This is a genomic window from Gordonia sp. ALPHA1B1, from assembly GCF_005502615.1.
Lineage (GTDB): Bacteria > Actinomycetota > Actinomycetes > Mycobacteriales > Mycobacteriaceae > Gordonia > Gordonia hongkongensis.
On sequence record NZ_SCOC01000014.1, the window covers coordinates 102,247 to 116,656 of the forward strand.

General features: G+C 61.4%; 10 protein-coding genes. 7 read left to right on the forward strand and 3 right to left on the reverse strand.

Features of this window, described 5'->3' with window-relative positions:
* Window positions 1-50: 50 nt before the first annotated feature.
* Window positions 51-1,247, reverse strand: coding sequence for a lipase family protein (locus tag FFS52_RS11920; protein ID WP_137809802.1), 1,197 nt, complete (start codon window positions 1,245-1,247; stop codon window positions 51-53).
* A gap of 116 nt (window positions 1,248-1,363) precedes the next feature.
* On the opposite strand from FFS52_RS11920, the gene FFS52_RS11925 reads away from it, so the two are divergent.
* Genes FFS52_RS11925 through FFS52_RS11935 form a run of 3 tightly spaced genes read left to right on the forward strand, consistent with a single transcriptional unit; the run spans window position 1,364 to window position 5,360 of the window.
* The gene (locus tag FFS52_RS11925; RefSeq protein WP_137809803.1) at window positions 1,364-3,028 is read left to right on the forward strand and encodes a cellulose synthase catalytic subunit; all 1,665 of its coding nucleotides are present in this window, start codon (window positions 1,364-1,366) and stop codon (window positions 3,026-3,028) included.
* Complete coding sequence (locus tag FFS52_RS11930; protein ID WP_137809804.1) at window positions 3,025-3,207, forward strand: cellulose synthase (UDP-forming), glycosyl transferase family 2; 183 nt, start codon at window positions 3,025-3,027, stop codon at window positions 3,205-3,207. The genes FFS52_RS11925 and FFS52_RS11930 overlap by 4 nt, the downstream gene beginning before the upstream one ends.
* 26 nt (window positions 3,208-3,233) lie before the next feature.
* Window positions 3,234-5,360: an acyltransferase family protein gene (locus tag FFS52_RS11935; RefSeq protein ID WP_137809805.1), complete on the forward strand. Its 2,127-nt coding sequence runs from the start codon at window positions 3,234-3,236 to the stop codon at window positions 5,358-5,360.
* 103 nt (window positions 5,361-5,463) lie between these two features.
* On the opposite strand, the gene FFS52_RS11940 is transcribed toward FFS52_RS11935, so the two are convergent.
* Entirely contained in the window at window positions 5,464-5,754 is a 291-nt protein-coding gene (locus FFS52_RS11940; RefSeq protein ID WP_137809806.1) for a hypothetical protein, read from the reverse strand.
* 88 nt (window positions 5,755-5,842) lie between these two features.
* Entirely contained in the window at window positions 5,843-6,838 is a 996-nt protein-coding gene (locus FFS52_RS11945; protein ID WP_249356549.1) for a glycosyl hydrolase, read from the reverse strand.
* Between the two features lie 709 nt (window positions 6,839-7,547).
* Between FFS52_RS11945 and FFS52_RS11950 the strand changes: the two genes are divergently transcribed.
* From FFS52_RS11950 to FFS52_RS11965, 4 genes are read left to right on the forward strand one after another with little or no spacing between them, the layout of a single operon-like run.
* A complete protein-coding gene (locus FFS52_RS11950) occupies window positions 7,548-8,951 on the forward strand; it encodes a sugar transferase (protein ID WP_349291572.1) in 1,404 nt (467 codons plus the stop codon).
* Window positions 8,951-10,252: a UDP-glucose/GDP-mannose dehydrogenase family protein gene (locus FFS52_RS11955; protein WP_137809832.1), complete on the forward strand. Its 1,302-nt coding sequence runs from the start codon at window positions 8,951-8,953 to the stop codon at window positions 10,250-10,252. The genes FFS52_RS11950 and FFS52_RS11955 overlap by 1 nt, the downstream gene beginning before the upstream one ends.
* Before the next feature lie 54 nt (window positions 10,253-10,306).
* A complete protein-coding gene (gene gmd / locus FFS52_RS11960) occupies window positions 10,307-11,329 on the forward strand; it encodes a GDP-mannose 4,6-dehydratase (RefSeq protein ID WP_137809807.1) in 1,023 nt (340 codons plus the stop codon).
* Window position 11,330: 1 nt separating this feature from the next.
* Window positions 11,331-12,311: a GDP-L-fucose synthase gene (locus FFS52_RS11965; protein WP_137809808.1), complete on the forward strand. Its 981-nt coding sequence runs from the start codon at window positions 11,331-11,333 to the stop codon at window positions 12,309-12,311.
* Window positions 12,312-14,410 lie beyond the last annotated feature (2,099 nt).

Sequence of the window (14,410 nt, forward strand, 5' to 3'; positions counted from 1 at the left end):
CACCATAGCGGGCGTTGATTCCGAGTGCGCGTGACGCCAAACCCGACGGGTCAGCAATCGGTGGGGGCCGGCGCTCCGGCGAGGCGGTCCTGCATCCACGTAGCCATCGCGGGGCCGGGGTCGACGCCGTGTCCTTGCTGGTCGTGTCGGACCCGCATCAACCGGTCGCCGAGTTCGCAGGCTCGAGTCAAGGTGTCTTCCATGACGTCGACGGGGATGAGTGGGTCGGTGCCGCCGTAGAAGACCGCGATCGGGACATTCGTGGCGAGCCGCGGTAGGGCGTAACCCTCGAGTGCGCGGGACAGGGTTTGCGCCGCGCCCGGAGTCACCGCGTTCAGTGCGGCATCATCCGGCACCGACAGGCCCGCCAGCGCCGTGCGGTCGGCCGAGCAGACCGGCGCGGTGTCGGTGCTCAGCCCGGTCAGATGGTCGCCCGGGCGGACGGCGGGCTGGGCTTGGGCCACACCGTGCACCACCAGCGGATACAGGAATCGTTGCGCGCGCGAAAGACTACCTTCCTGCGCGCGGGTGACGAAGTAGCCGGCATCCAGCAGGGGAGCGACGGCAACCGCACCCACCAGTTCCCCGGCGCCATCGCCGTACTGCGCGAACTCCTCCGCTGTCGACCATGCGGCACCTCCGCCCTGAGACCGGCCGACGGCGAACCACCGGCCCCCGACGCCGAGGTCGGTGGACTGTGCGGCCCGCGCGGCGTCGATGACGTTGTATGCAGCGGTGCGGGGTTCGAGATAGGGATGAGGTGCTTGTTGGCCCGGCCGCACTCCCAGGCCTTGGTAGTCGGTCGTGACCACGGCATATCCCGCGGTGAGGAAGTCGGTCACGGCACTGAGATCTCCGAACATCGAGTCCTGGTCCGACGGCGCGCAATCCCGGGTGATGCCCGTGGTGCCGTGGGCGTAGGAGATCAGCGGATGACCGCCGGGCGGGGGAGGCGGCCCGGGGACGAACAGGGCGCCACTGACGGTCGTCGACCCGCCGTCGAGTCCCGATGCCGATCGATAGACGAGGCGCTGAGCCGTGATGCCGGGCGGCAGCACGGAGAACCACGCATCCGGAACGGTGTCGGTGCCGACGATCTGACCGCGCGCACGTCGCACGTCGGCGACCAATACAGGCGGGGGTGACGGCGGTGCGTCGACGGCTGCCGACGAGACCGGTCGCGCGGATTCCTCGGTCCCGGATGTCGAGCCGCAGGCGGCCACCGAGCCAACACCGAGGGTCGCCACGACAACCCATACGCCCGCCGTTCGGACGCGGCGCCACCCTCTTCTCACCCGAGAAAGGTATCCCGGCGATTCCCACGGTTTGCTTCGACGTATCTGTTTGCCCGATTCTCTAGGGCGTGGAGTCGATCACCGGGACCCGTCGGGCGGGCGCGTCATCTCTCGGTGAATCCGACGACGCCGATACCGTCGCCTTCGCGGCAGCCTCCCGTCGGTCCGCCGATCCGCCCGCGCCCGAGCGCGATCCGCTTGCGGTGGCCGCGCCATCCGATGCCGAGGTGTATGAATATCTCGGCCCGCAGATGCGCTGGGTGCAGCTCGTTCTCCTCGCCGCATTCGTCTTGGTGTCCATTTCCCTCGCGGCTTTCGCGTCGACCCATGTGTGGCTGTTGCCTGTTCTCATCGTTCTTGTCGCCAACGTGATTGGAAATGCACTTTCGTTAGCGACGGGAATGAACCGCCGGCGGATCACGTGGCGTTCCCACCAGAACCGGGTCACGAAATGGCAGCCGGTGGACCGGAGGTATCCCAGCGTCGACGTCTTCCTCCCCACCTGCGGTGAGAGCATCGCGATCCTGCGCAACACCTATCGACACATCGCGGCTCTGCGGTGGCGCGGCTCGTTGAACGTCTACGTCCTCGACGACGCGGCTCGGGGCGAGGTGCACGAATTGGCTGTCGAGTTCGGATTCGCCTACGTCGTCCGCCCGGATCGGGGCCATCTACGCAAGGCCGGCAACCTCCGGTACGCGTGCACCGTCAGCCGCGGCGAACTGATCGTCATCTTCGACGCCGACTTCTGCCCGCGCCACGACTTCCTCGCCCATCTCGTGCCTTACCTCGACGACCCGCAGGTTGCGATCGTCCAGAGCCCGCAGTGTTTCTCGACGACCGAGGCGATGAACTGGATTCAGCGCACGGCCGGCGCGACGCAAGAGTTCTTCTATCGCTGGGTCTTGCCGTCGCGGGATCGGATCGGAGCCGCGAACTGTGTCGGTACCTCGGCGGTCTACCGGCGCCAAGCTCTCGACCGCGTGGGAGGTTTCGCAGCGATCGAGCACAGCGAGGATCTGCACACCGGCCGGCTGGTCCAGCAGGCTGGATACAGCATTCGTTATGTACCGGTCGTCTTGTCGCGTGGGTTGTGTCCAGCGGACCTCGCGGGCTTTCTGAACCAGCAATACCGCTGGTGCCAGGGGACGCTCTCCCGCGTCCCTTCTGCGCACTCTGAGCGCACTCTCCGACAACGCATCGCCGACTGGGCCGGCGTCTTCTACTACCTCACCACCGCGATGAACGTCTTCCTCCTGTTCCTCCCGGGCGTCGTCATGGCCGCCTTCTATCCGGGGGACGTGCGGCCGGAGCAGCTCGTGCCGTTCCTGTTGGGGCTGTGGGTGTATGTCGTGTTGTTCCCGCTGGTGTCGAGAACCCGCTGGCGGTTTGAGGTTCTGCGCATCCAGATGGCGTACAGCTTCGCCCACGTGATCGCGATCTGGCACAAGCTGATCGGCCGCGAGATCGGCTGGGTGCCGACGGGTGCGATCGGGAAGTCCAATTCCCTGGCCCGCTCGATCAGCGCACTCGGCGCGATCACGCTCGGTACCTCGCTGCCGGTGTTCTGGGTGTTCATCATTCGCGACGTGATGCAGTACGGGCTGGGCCAGTTCTGGATGATGGTCGGGCTCGTGGTGGCCTACACCTATCTGGCACTCCCGCTGTTCGTGGAGTTCATCACAATCCTGCTGCCGCGGCGACGCGATCGACACGCGGAGGTCGCTGAATGACGACGCACGACCCAACACCGGATGACGCACCGATCGAAACCACGGGCAAGCGGCCGACGGCGACCAACTGGAACCGTATCTCGGCCTGGGAGGCCGTCGGTTACACGTGCGTGATCCTCTTCATCGCGGCGTTGGCGCTGGGATGGTTCGACGTCATGCTCCCGTGGGCCACGCCGTGAGCGGGCCCAGCAGGGGAGAGGAGGCGATGAACGTCGACGACGCACCGACCGTTCCGCTCCGCACGCAACCGGTCGGGGCGCCCGCGGACTCCTCACCCGAGCCGACGTCGCGGACGACCTTCTTCGACGACATCGCCGGACTACGTGGCATCGCCGTCCTGCTGGTCGTGCTGTTCCATTCGCACGTCCCGTTCCTCACGGGCGGATTCGTCGGCGTCGACGTCTTTTTCGTGATCTCCGGGTTCCTGATCACCGGGCTGCTGGTGCGCGAGTACGAGCGGAACGGTCGAATTTCGCTGCGCAACTTCTTCGCCCGCCGGGCCCGGCGCATCATCCCGCCGGCGGCGCTGGTGATCGTCGTGTCGATCGTCGCCGCCGCATTCTTGATGCCGTTGCTGAAGGTGTTCAAGCAGGCCATCGACCTGCTGGCCGCGGCCGCGCAGTTGTCGAACTGGCATTTCATCGAGCAGAACGCCGACTATCTGGCGGGGGCCATCGACGGCAGTCTGGCCACCCATTTCTGGTCCCTCGCCATCGAGGCCCAGTTGTACTTCGTGTGGCCGTTTCTGGTGATCGCGGCGGCTGCGCTGACGATGCGCACGCCGCTGGGCCGGGTGTTGTCGGTCCGATGGTCGGTCGGGTTGGCGGTGCTGATCGTCAGCGTCGTCTCGCTGGTCCTCGCCATCCTCATCACCGCAACCGACCCGGCGACGGCGTACATGGCCACCTACACGCGGGCGTGGCAGTTCGGTGTCGGCGGCCTGGTGGCGATCGCGCTACCGCCGCTTGCTCGCTTCGGCGGGCACCGTGTCGGTGCCCCGATGGCCTTCGCGGTCGGCTGGGCAGGTCTGGTCGCCGTACTGGTCGCGGGCTTTGTGATCAACGCGCAGACGCCATACCCCGGCACGGCGGCGCTGCTGCCGACCTTCGGCGCGGCATTCGTGATCGCGTCGGGCTGCATGGTGGGCACGCGATCGGTGTTCGTCGGTCATCTGCTGGCGACGCCACCGCTGAAGTTCCTCGGCCGGGTGTCTTATGCCTGGTACCTGTGGCACTGGCCGGCGATCGTGCTGTACGAGTCGGTCGCGGGTGCGTCGAGTTGGCCGGCGCTGCTGCTCGTCGCGGCCGGCTCGCTGGTGCTGGCGACGTTGTCCACCCTGTTGTTCGAGGAGCCGCTGCTCCGTAATCGCGAGTTGAAGCGCAATGCGTCTGCGTCGATTTCACTGGGCCTGACCGGGGTCGTGGTGGCCCTGGCGGTGACGATGACCGCCGGCGTCGTCACCGTGCAGCTCGCGAGTCGGGACACCGTCGCCAATGCGGCGCTGACGTACCAGTCGGTCTTCGGTGCCGAGGCAGGCGAACCGAGCGGCCCGGTCACGCCCAATCCCTTCCAGGCGTTCGACGACCGGCCGGAGCCGTTTGAGTGTCTGATCCCGGTCGGCGACGTGGAAGCGCGCGCCGACTGCGTCTTCGGTCCGCCCGACGGCATCCCGGTGGTGCTGTTCGGCGACAGCCACGCCGACCAGTGGGCAGACGTCATCCGCACGATCGGCGCCGATCACGGGTGGCGAGTCCATCAGTTCACGAAGGCGGCTTGTCCGGCGCAGCACCTACGGCCGCAGCGGGGGATCTTCGAGCCCTACGTCAAAGCGGACTGCCAGGAGTGGCGCGAAGCCACGTTGCGGCGTATCGCCGAGGTGGGTCCGCGGATCATCTTAGTGTCGTCACTGTCGACTTATGTGCCGTCGCGGGAAGCCTCGCGGGCCGCGTGGGATCACTCGCTCACCCAGCTGCGGAACACCGGCGCGAACCTGGTGTACATCGCCGACACCCCGTACCCGGGCTTCCAGGTCGCCGACTGCATCTCCGGGTCGATGGACGACTGGACGCAGTGCCGATTCAACTTCGACGACTATCCCCGCGTCGAGCCCATCATCGACGCCGACTCGCGTGACGCCTATCGGGACATCACCACGGTGAACGTCAACGACCTGCTGTGCTCAGGCAACTCCTGCGCCGCCGCGCACAACAAGATCCTCTTCTACCGCGACGACTCGCATCTGACCGCCACCGCCGCGCGGGTCCTAGAGCCAGCGGTCCGCAAGCAACTCGACCAACAGCGTTTCGACTACAACGGTCGATCTGCTGGTTGAGCCGGCCCCGGGCGACCCCCCGCTGGTTGAGCCGGCCCCGAGCCGCTAGGCGAGGAGCCGAGTCGAAGCCACCAGGCGACTACCACCCCGCACCACTCAACCCCTACTCTTCCCACCTTCGCCGTTCGCGCGTGCGGATACACGCGACACCAGCAAGAACAATCCCGACAATGCAAAGGATGTCGGACTCAGTAAAACCGCGCTCAAGCGTGAACGAGATCAGGACGTGCCCCTCGATCGGACCGTTCCAGAAGAACCACGCACCGGACAGAGCCGCGAGTACCGCAGCTACCGGGTAGCTCGGGCGCGCCAGGCTCCAGGCGCCGGTGACGAACAGGAGATTCAAGATCACCAGCGCGTGGAAGACTGCTGGCGCGACGGGCTCTGGAGGCATCCGACCAGTATCCGGGTCAGCGCGACCAAGTTCGAGCCGCAAGTAGCCGCGATTCGCGCCGCAATGCGGTGGCAACTGCCTGAGGCCGTCAGCTGCTGATCCACTTCGACAGCCCATCTCGGAATGCCTGTGTACTTGTCGGCGATGAATTGATTCTCCAGTCTCGTTCTTTGTCGGTCTGAAACCACATAAAGCCGGTTACGTCCGGATTGCCCATGACGACGTCGAAGAATTCAGATATCCATCGCGCCTTCTGTCCTGGGTCTGCGCCACCAGCACACCCAACCTCCGTGAGGACGATCGGCAGCGTGGCGCTGAGCCGCCGCAGGGCGGCGACGCTCGCCGAGAACAGCTTCTCCGGGGACTGCCATTGGTGCCCGGGGGTGTCACCCCAGTTGTATCCGTCGAGCCCGAGATGGTCGACGAACCGATCACCGGGGTAACAGTCGGCGAAGTCCCGGGAACCTTCGGTGAGCACATTCGGCGCCCAGACGAACTCGACGTTGGGCGCCTGGGCGCTGACGATCCGGTGCATCCGCACCCACGCCGCGCGGTACTCCGCCGCGGTGTTCCCGTACAGCCCGACAGACCACGGATACCAGGTCCCGTTCATTTCCTGAGCGAATCTCAGCAGGACAGCGTGCCCCCATGAATCCAGTTCCGCAGCCCACCGCTGTAGGTCAGAGTCATGCTGACCAGCGACGATGCTGCTCAGCGAAAACTCCGGCTGGTACCGCCCGACGCGAGGGTTCCACGGTTCAAGCGAGAGGACGGGAGTCGCCCCCAGCTGACGAATCGTGTCGAGGTGAACTTGCGGGGGCGAATCTCGGGTCGACGCGTACAAATGCAGGAGATCCGGCTCGGCACCGGCAAGGGCTGCGAAACGGTCAAGTGTTACTCGTGACTGTGAGGCCGGCGCAGACAGAAAAGCGCCCCAGGCACGGGCGGGCAACGAGAAAGTCGTTGCAGGGAAATTCGCTGCACACGAGGGGAGTAGTGCGCCTGCCGCAGCGAATGACGCCACAAGCATCGTTCGGCGCGTGATGGTGGCCCCTCGTTGCGCCGAGGCTGCTTCACCGTCCATGCCCTTCATTATCGTTCGCCTTCGCGGCGGGCAGTAGCGCGGGTTCTATGCCCGCCAGTGCTTAGGGGCGGGGTGGAGATAAAGAAAACGACTTGAAACTAGTAGGTGAACTCGGCATATCTTCGTACCGCTTGCTCTATGCGGAACACAAAAAATATGTCTAATCGTCAGTACTCGCCAGAGGGACGTAAGCGCGCTTCACGGGACATCTAGAGCGGCTGGAAGCTGACTTCGGAATCGTTAAAAGGGCCTAGTGTGGCATCAATCACATGCGGCATTGATCTCTGATGGCTCCGTGAAAGACGAAGGTGGAGCGTGGTTCTGCGGCTTCGACCGATCACACAAAGAACCCAGTCCTGCGGAACCACGCCCGCCGGCACGCTGGTTTGCATATCGGCCAGATCCGAGATGCAAAATTGCGACACGAACTGTCACCTGACCGGACTACACGTGATCTCCGAGTTGTGACCGTGACCGTCCTGAAATAGTCTCACCCACAGTCGTGAAGCGAATCGCGGCTCCGACGTCGTAGACGTTCTGGTGGTTGGGCGTAGGGGCCGATCGCCGCCTTCGAGTTCATCGTGTTGGGAGGTTGGCAGTGGCCCATGGCTCGGCCTTCGGTTCGTTGGGGCGCGCGGAGCGCACGCCCTTTCGTTTGCGGCTGGCGAGTAGAGCGAGAGATCGCTCGCGATCCTGGGTTCACGGCTATGTGACCAGGCTCGCGTGGACCGATGCCATCGTCGTGATTGCCGCGGTCAGCCTCGCTCAATTGGTGCGATTTGGTGCTGAGAGTGCGCTGGCGCCCAACGGCGCGGCGCAGGTACCCGCGGTCGTAGTCTCGATCGGTTTGGCGTTCTGCTGGATTCTTACGCTACGTGCGTTCCAGACGCTCGACCGACGAATCGTTGGTTCCGGATCGCAGGAGTACAGCCGGGTCGTCACCGCATGCTTGGCGGTGTTCGGAGTCTTGGCCATGATCGACCTCTTGTTCCGCCTGAACATCGCCAGGGGATTCGTCGCGATCGCCCTTCCGGTAGGGACTGCCGCACTGCTCTTGTCGCGTTGGCTCTGGCGGCAGTGGCTCGGGCATCAGCGGCTCCACTACCGGAATGTCGAGCGCGTGCTGGTTGTGGGAAGTGAGACCTCCGCGGTGCCGATGATGCAACGCCTGTTGCGTCAGCCGAGTCTCGGCTTCCAGGTGGTCGGTGTTTGCCTCCCGACCCGGCTCGCCCAACGGCAGTCTGTGTCCGTCGATGACATCGGTATCCCGGTTTATGGCTCCTTCGATGATGTCTGCGAAGGGGTAGTGGACTCCGGTGCAACCACAGTGGCCGTGACCTCGGCCGAGGCTCTCGGGCACGAAGCCATGCAGGCCCTGAGCTGGGACCTCGAGGGTCTCGACGTCGAGATGATGGTCTCGCCCGGCGTCACCGACGTCGCGGGGCCGCGCGTCATGGTTCGTCCTGTGGCCGGCCTACCGCTGTTGCACATCGATAAACCGCGATACGAGGGCGCGAACAGATTCCGTAAGGCGCTGGTGGACAGGATCGGGGCTGCAACGATCCTCACACTGCTATCACCGTTGCTGGTCGCGCTGGCGATTGCGATTCGACTTGATTCTCAGGGTCCGATTTTCTATCGGGCAACCCGTGTCGGACTCAACAACGCCCACTTCTCAATGTGGAAGTTCCGGTCTATGGTGCAGGACGCTGACGCGTTGAAGGACAACCTCCGCGGTCTCAATGAAGGTGCAGGAGTGCTCTTCAAGATGAGGGACGACCCTCGAGTGACCCGCGTAGGAGCCTTTATCCGTCGGTACAGCCTCGACGAGTTGCCACAGCTCTTCAATGTGCTGGCAGGGACGATGAGTCTGGTCGGCCCACGCCCTCCGCTGCCGGACGAAGTTGAGCGCTACGACGGCCGGGTCGCGCGTCGGATGCTCGTTAAGCCTGGTATGACCGGCCTGTGGCAAGTTTCGGGCCGCTCCGACTTGTCCTGGGAAGAGTCGGTCCGTTTGGACCTGTCGTATGTCGAGAACTGGTCGATCATGCAGGACGCATCAATTATGTGGCGAACGATAAAGGCAGTAATCGCGAAAGACGGGGCGTACTAATGCGGATGGTAGTTCTTGGTCTTGGCTATTTGGGTGCGACGCACGCGGCCTGCATGGCGGAACTTGGCCACGAGGTCCTCGGAATCGAGATTGTGCCCGAGAAACGGAAGCAGCTAGCAGCAGGCGAGGTGCCGTTCTACGAGCCAAACTTACCGCAACTGTTGAAGCGGCATATCGACTCTGGAAAACTCACAGTTTCTGGATCTTACGCAGAGGCCGCGGATTTCGCCGACGTATTCTTCGTCGCGGTAGGCACCCCGCAGAAAAAGGGCGAGTACAGCGCAGATCTGCGTTACGTCGACGCTGCGATCGAAGAGATAGTTCCACTCCTTACGCGGAATAGCCTTATACTTGGCAAGTCGACCGTGCCGGTGGGGACTGCGCAGAGGCTTGCAGAGCTCGCTGACGAGCTTGCTAAGGACGTCGAAGTCGAGATCGCTTGGAACCCCGAGTTCCTACGCGAGGGCTTCGCGGTAGAAGACACTCTTCACCCTGACCGTGTGGTCGTAGGTACGTTCCCCGGTGGACGCGCGGAAGAAGTGTGCCGCGAGGTCTACAAAACCGTCATTTGCGACGGAACACCTTTCATCGTCACTGATCCGCCAACAGCAGAGCTGGTGAAGACCTCTGCGAACGCGTTTCTAGCGACCAAAATCTCATTCATAAATGCGATAGCCGAAGTATGTGATGCTGCGGGTGCTGACGTGACCGCAATAGCGGACGCGATCGGCTACGATGCGCGAATCGGAAGACGATTCCTAAATGCGGGGCTTGGGTTTGGCGGTGGATGCCTACCGAAAGATATCCGAGCTTTCATGGCTCGTGCGGGCGAGTTGGGCGCCGCAGAGGCGCTAAGCTTCTTGCGTGAAGTCGACAACGTAAATATGCGACGCCGTACGCGTATGGTGGAATTAGCGCGCGAGGTATGTGGTGGAGCACTGTTGGGGAAAAGAATTGCGATCCTGGGCGCCGCATTCAAACCGGAATCGGACGACGTACGGGATTCGCCAGCACTAAACGTCGCTGGACAGATTCAGTTACAGGGCGCGTCGGTCACAGTGTACGACCCGAAAGCCATGGACAACTCAAGAAAGCTATTTCCGACTCTCGACTACGGGACATCGTCGCAGGAAGCATGCGACGGGGCTGATGCGGTCCTGGTCCTTACTGAATGGGATGAATTTGTACAGCTTGACCCTTTGCAGCTCAGGAAGGTCGTACGCGAGCGCAATGTGATCGATGGGCGTATGTGCTTGGACGGTGACGCCTGGGCCCAAGCTGGATGGACCTATCGAATTTAACAAATCGGCGGTAGCACCCTTCCAACCTCACCGAGAGACTTAAGGCGAGAAACCATGAAGAAAGCACTCATCACCGGTATTACCGGCCAAGACGGGTCATACTTGGCCGAGTTGCTCTTGGCGAAAGGGTACGAAGTACACGGTCTGATTCGTCGGTCTTCCACGTTCAACACGTCCAGAATCGACCATCTATATGTGGACCCTCACGAACCTGCAGCGAGACTATTTCTCCACTACGGTGATTTGAGCGATGGCGCCCGACTCGTCACGCTAGTCTCTTCCATTAACCCGGATGAAGTGTACAACCTGGCCGCCCAGTCCCATGTGAGGGTGAGCTTCGACGAGCCTGAGCATACCGCTGATACGACGGGGGTGGGGTCTATCAGACTGCTTGAGGCAGTGCGGCTCGCCGGAATAAGTTGCCGATTCTATCAAGCCTCCAGCTCAGAAATGTTTGGCGCATCCCCCCCGCCCCAAGACGAAGATACAGAGTTCTATCCGCGATCGCCGTACGGTGCGGCTAAAGTCTACTCGTATTGGATCACCCGCAACTATCGCGAAGCTTACGGCATGTACGCGGTGAACGGAATCCTCTTCAACCATGAATCGCCACGTCGTGGTGAAACATTTGTGACACGGAAGATCACACGCGCAGCTGCACGAATTAAAGCAGGGGTCGAACAGTATATCTACATGGGAAACCTCGACGCTGTACGGGACTGGGGATATGCGCCTGAGTACGTAGAAGGTATGTGGCGGATGCTACAAGCAGACGAGCCGACGGACTACGTCCTCGCCACAGGGCAAGCCACTACCGTTCGTGAGTTTCTCGTGACTGCTTTCGACCATGCGGGTCTCGACTGGCAGGAGCACGTCAAGTTCGATGACCGCTACCTGAGGCCAACCGAGGTGGATGCACTAATCGGAGACGCAACCAAGGCAGAGCGTGTTCTCGGATGGCGCCCGTCAGTTCGGTCAGCTGAGCTCGCCAGAATAATGGTAGACGCCGACATTTCTGCTCTGGAATGTGCAGGGAAGCCATGGATCGACCAGCCCACAGTCGAATCTTGGAGTTGATATGAACTCTCGGCACGAACAACTGAGCGCCGCCGTCCCCATCGACAGGTCAGCTCCGACATACGTCGCTGGGCACCGGGGCCTAGTTGGGTCCGCCCTATGGCGACATTTCGAACGCGAGGGATTTACGGACCTGGTAGGACGATCCAGTTCGGAACTCGACCTCACCAACCGGACAGCTGTGTTCGAGTTCTTCGATCAAGTCAAGCCTTCAACGGTGATCCTTGCAGCCGCAAAGGTCGGCGGGATTCTTGCTAACAGTACATACCCCGTTGACTTTCTTTCCCAGAATCTGCAGATACAGACTAACGTGCTCGATGCAGCCGTTTCATACCGAGTTCCGCGCCTGCTCTTTCTAGGCTCATCTTGCATCTATCCCAAGTTCGCAGCGCAGCCGATTACAGAGGACTCGCTGCTTACGGGTCCGCTAGAACCAACAAACGATGCTTACGCAATCGCAAAGATAGCTGGAATCATGAACGTACAAGCTGTGAGAAGGCAGTATGGATTATCTTGGATATCGGCGATGCCTACCAACCTCTATGGCCCGGGCGACAACTTCTCCGCAACTGGGTCACACGTTCTGCCGGCACTAATCCGCCGATACAGCGAGGCGAAGCAGATTGGTGCACCGTACGTAACGAATTGGGGAACCGGAAAGCCTCGCCGCGAGTTCTTGCACGTGGACGATATGGCTTCTGCATGCCTACACCTTCTCGATCATTTCGACGGGCCGGTGCAGGTTAACGTCGGTACCGGTATGGACTGCACACTTAATGACTTAGCACAAATGGTCGCCGCGTCTGTTGGATACTCGGGCGAGACCAAGTGGGATACCCAGAAGCCAGACGGGACGCCTCGCAAAGTGCTTGATGTCTCAACATTGAATGCTGCAGGATGGACACCATCTATTTCGCTACAAGAAGGAATTTTGCGAACCGTCGACTGGTACCGATCGAATTATGCCAGTTTGCGGATTTAACTTGCGAGAGCCTTGTGGCGGTGCGCTACCGGACGAAAGCGCCCAAGCACTACGCACCAGATCGCGCGAGAGACTGAAGTGACGATGTCATCTGCACCGGGGGTGACAGTGCAGGGCAAGGACGGTACCGCGCGGTCGCTCAACCGGGTAGTCGGCGCCGTTCTGACACAAGGAGTCGCAAGCGGAACAAGCTTCGGATTCGTTATTGTGTCAGCTCATTCGTTAAGCCCCAGTGAAATGGGCTACCTTCTTCTCGCGTTCAGCACAGTAGTCTTCTTGACGGGACTTAATCAGGCATACAATGTCGAGCCTGAACTAGTGTCTCACGCACACAGCGACAATTTGGCGTCGCCAGGACTGCGGGTGCGCGCGGTTCGTCGCACAGTACTTTCGACAGGGGCAGTCTCAGCTGTCGCAGTGAGCACGATATGGCTTCTTGCGGATCGAACCATAGCCACCACTGTGACCGCCACCGCTGTGCTACTTCCGCTGTGGGCGCTACTTGACGCCAACCGCGCAGTTCGGCAAGCGGCGGGTCAAGTCACACGGGCGCTGCTGACAGACTGTGTACTTCTACTTGCGACAATTTGTGGCGGGTACTACCTAGTGGGGCCAGGTGATCCATCGGCGACAGTCGCTCTATCGGTGCTAGCTGGAGCAGCAACACTCGCGTGTGCCACGCTACTCTGGCCGGCCCGGACCCGAACTCAGACGTTCAAACCGTTCTTGCTGACGATACCAAGATCTCAGCGACTGCACTTGACGGCAGAATATCTCAGTATGCAGGGTGCTAACCAGGCCGTGCTGTACTCGACTACGTTCTACCTGCCCCTCGCTACCGTTGCGGGCTTCAGGAGCGTACAAGCCCTGTTCGGGCCTTTGAATATATTCTTCACAAGCATCCGGATCGCAGCCACACCTATATTCGCGCGGCATCTATCACCGACCGAGGCCGATGAGAGGAATTCATCTACGTTCTTAAAGGCGGGAGCAGTAGTGATTTTGGCTGTTTCTATCTTGGGAGTAATCGTCGCGGTAGCTGCAGGCCACTTGCTGGGTAGCTACGCGCTCGGGCAAACATGGGCGACCGCTGAATTCTTTCTGTACGCGGTTGGTGCCCAGTATTTAGCACTAGGCGCAGTTAACGGTTGCTTAGTCTATCTACGTGCAACGAAGAGCACCGCGTACAGCATGAGGGCTCGAGTTGTCCAATCGATGTTGGTGATCGCAGCAGGTGCCGCGGCATGGATCTGGGAGTCTGAGAGCTTGCTGGCTTGGGGCATTCCCGCGGCTACAGCAGGATCGCTGGTTGCTTGGGTAGGGTACGTAGTCGCGGCGAATCGCAAGCGAACAAGGGAGCGATGATGAAGATGATTGTGCATATCGTGCCGCTTATCGGAGAAAAATCTGAGTACGGAGGGCCTGCACGAGGGACTCTGAAGCAGGCCGCAGCGCAACGGGAACGCGGTGAACAGGTCAGGGTACTCTCCCTTACGAACGCGGTTGAGGGATCGTCTGGACAGTCACGCTGGAATAACGAGTACACGCAATTGTATCCGAGTAGAAGAGTACCGTTCATACCCGGCTTCGCAGGACTAATTGCTTTCTCACCTTTTCGATGGATATGGAACAATCGCGCACATATTGGCATTGTTCACCTGCACTGTGGACGTGAAGTTTGGCCGCTGATGGCAGCACTCGTACTCCGGTTCCTGGGTATCGACTACATATTTCAGACCCACGGTATGTTGAGTCCACGAAACTCGCTAGCTACCCGAGTCTATGACCAGATGTTGACGAGATGGTCTGTAGGGGGCGCGTCCGCAGTCCTCTTTCTGACGAACTACGAGCACGCCGAACTGTCTAGCTGGAGTTGGATGCCACCTCTCAAGCAAGTTGTAAACGGGGTGGACGAAATCGCGAGTTCAGGACCACCGTCGATCGACACACCCCGGATGAAAGTTATCACGACTTGTCGGCTACATCCGCGAAAGCGGGTCGAGAGCCTCATTGAGGCAATCCTGAGAGTTCAGAAAGACGGTGTGGATGCGGAACTGACGATTTTCGGTCCGGATGAGGGTTCGTTGACGAGGTGTCGT

Bases quoted from the DNA above. Each gene is read 5' to 3' on its own strand.
- FFS52_RS11930 (WP_137809804.1), top strand. From the start codon at position 3,025: ATGACGACGCACGACCCAACACCGGATGACGCACCGATCGAAACCACG.
- FFS52_RS11935 (WP_137809805.1), top strand. From the start codon at position 3,234: ATGAACGTCGACGACGCACCGACCGTTCCGCTCCGCACGCAACCGGTC.
- FFS52_RS11940 (WP_137809806.1), bottom strand. From the start codon at position 5,754: ATGCCTCCAGAGCCCGTCGCGCCAGCAGTCTTCCACGCGCTGGTGATC.
- FFS52_RS11945 (WP_249356549.1), bottom strand. From the start codon at position 6,838: ATGGACGGTGAAGCAGCCTCGGCGCAACGAGGGGCCACCATCACGCGC.
- FFS52_RS11955 (WP_137809832.1), top strand. From the start codon at position 8,951: ATGCGGATGGTAGTTCTTGGTCTTGGCTATTTGGGTGCGACGCACGCG.
- gmd (WP_137809807.1), top strand. From the start codon at position 10,307: ATGAAGAAAGCACTCATCACCGGTATTACCGGCCAAGACGGGTCATAC.
- FFS52_RS11965 (WP_137809808.1), top strand. From the start codon at position 11,331: ATGAACTCTCGGCACGAACAACTGAGCGCCGCCGTCCCCATCGACAGG.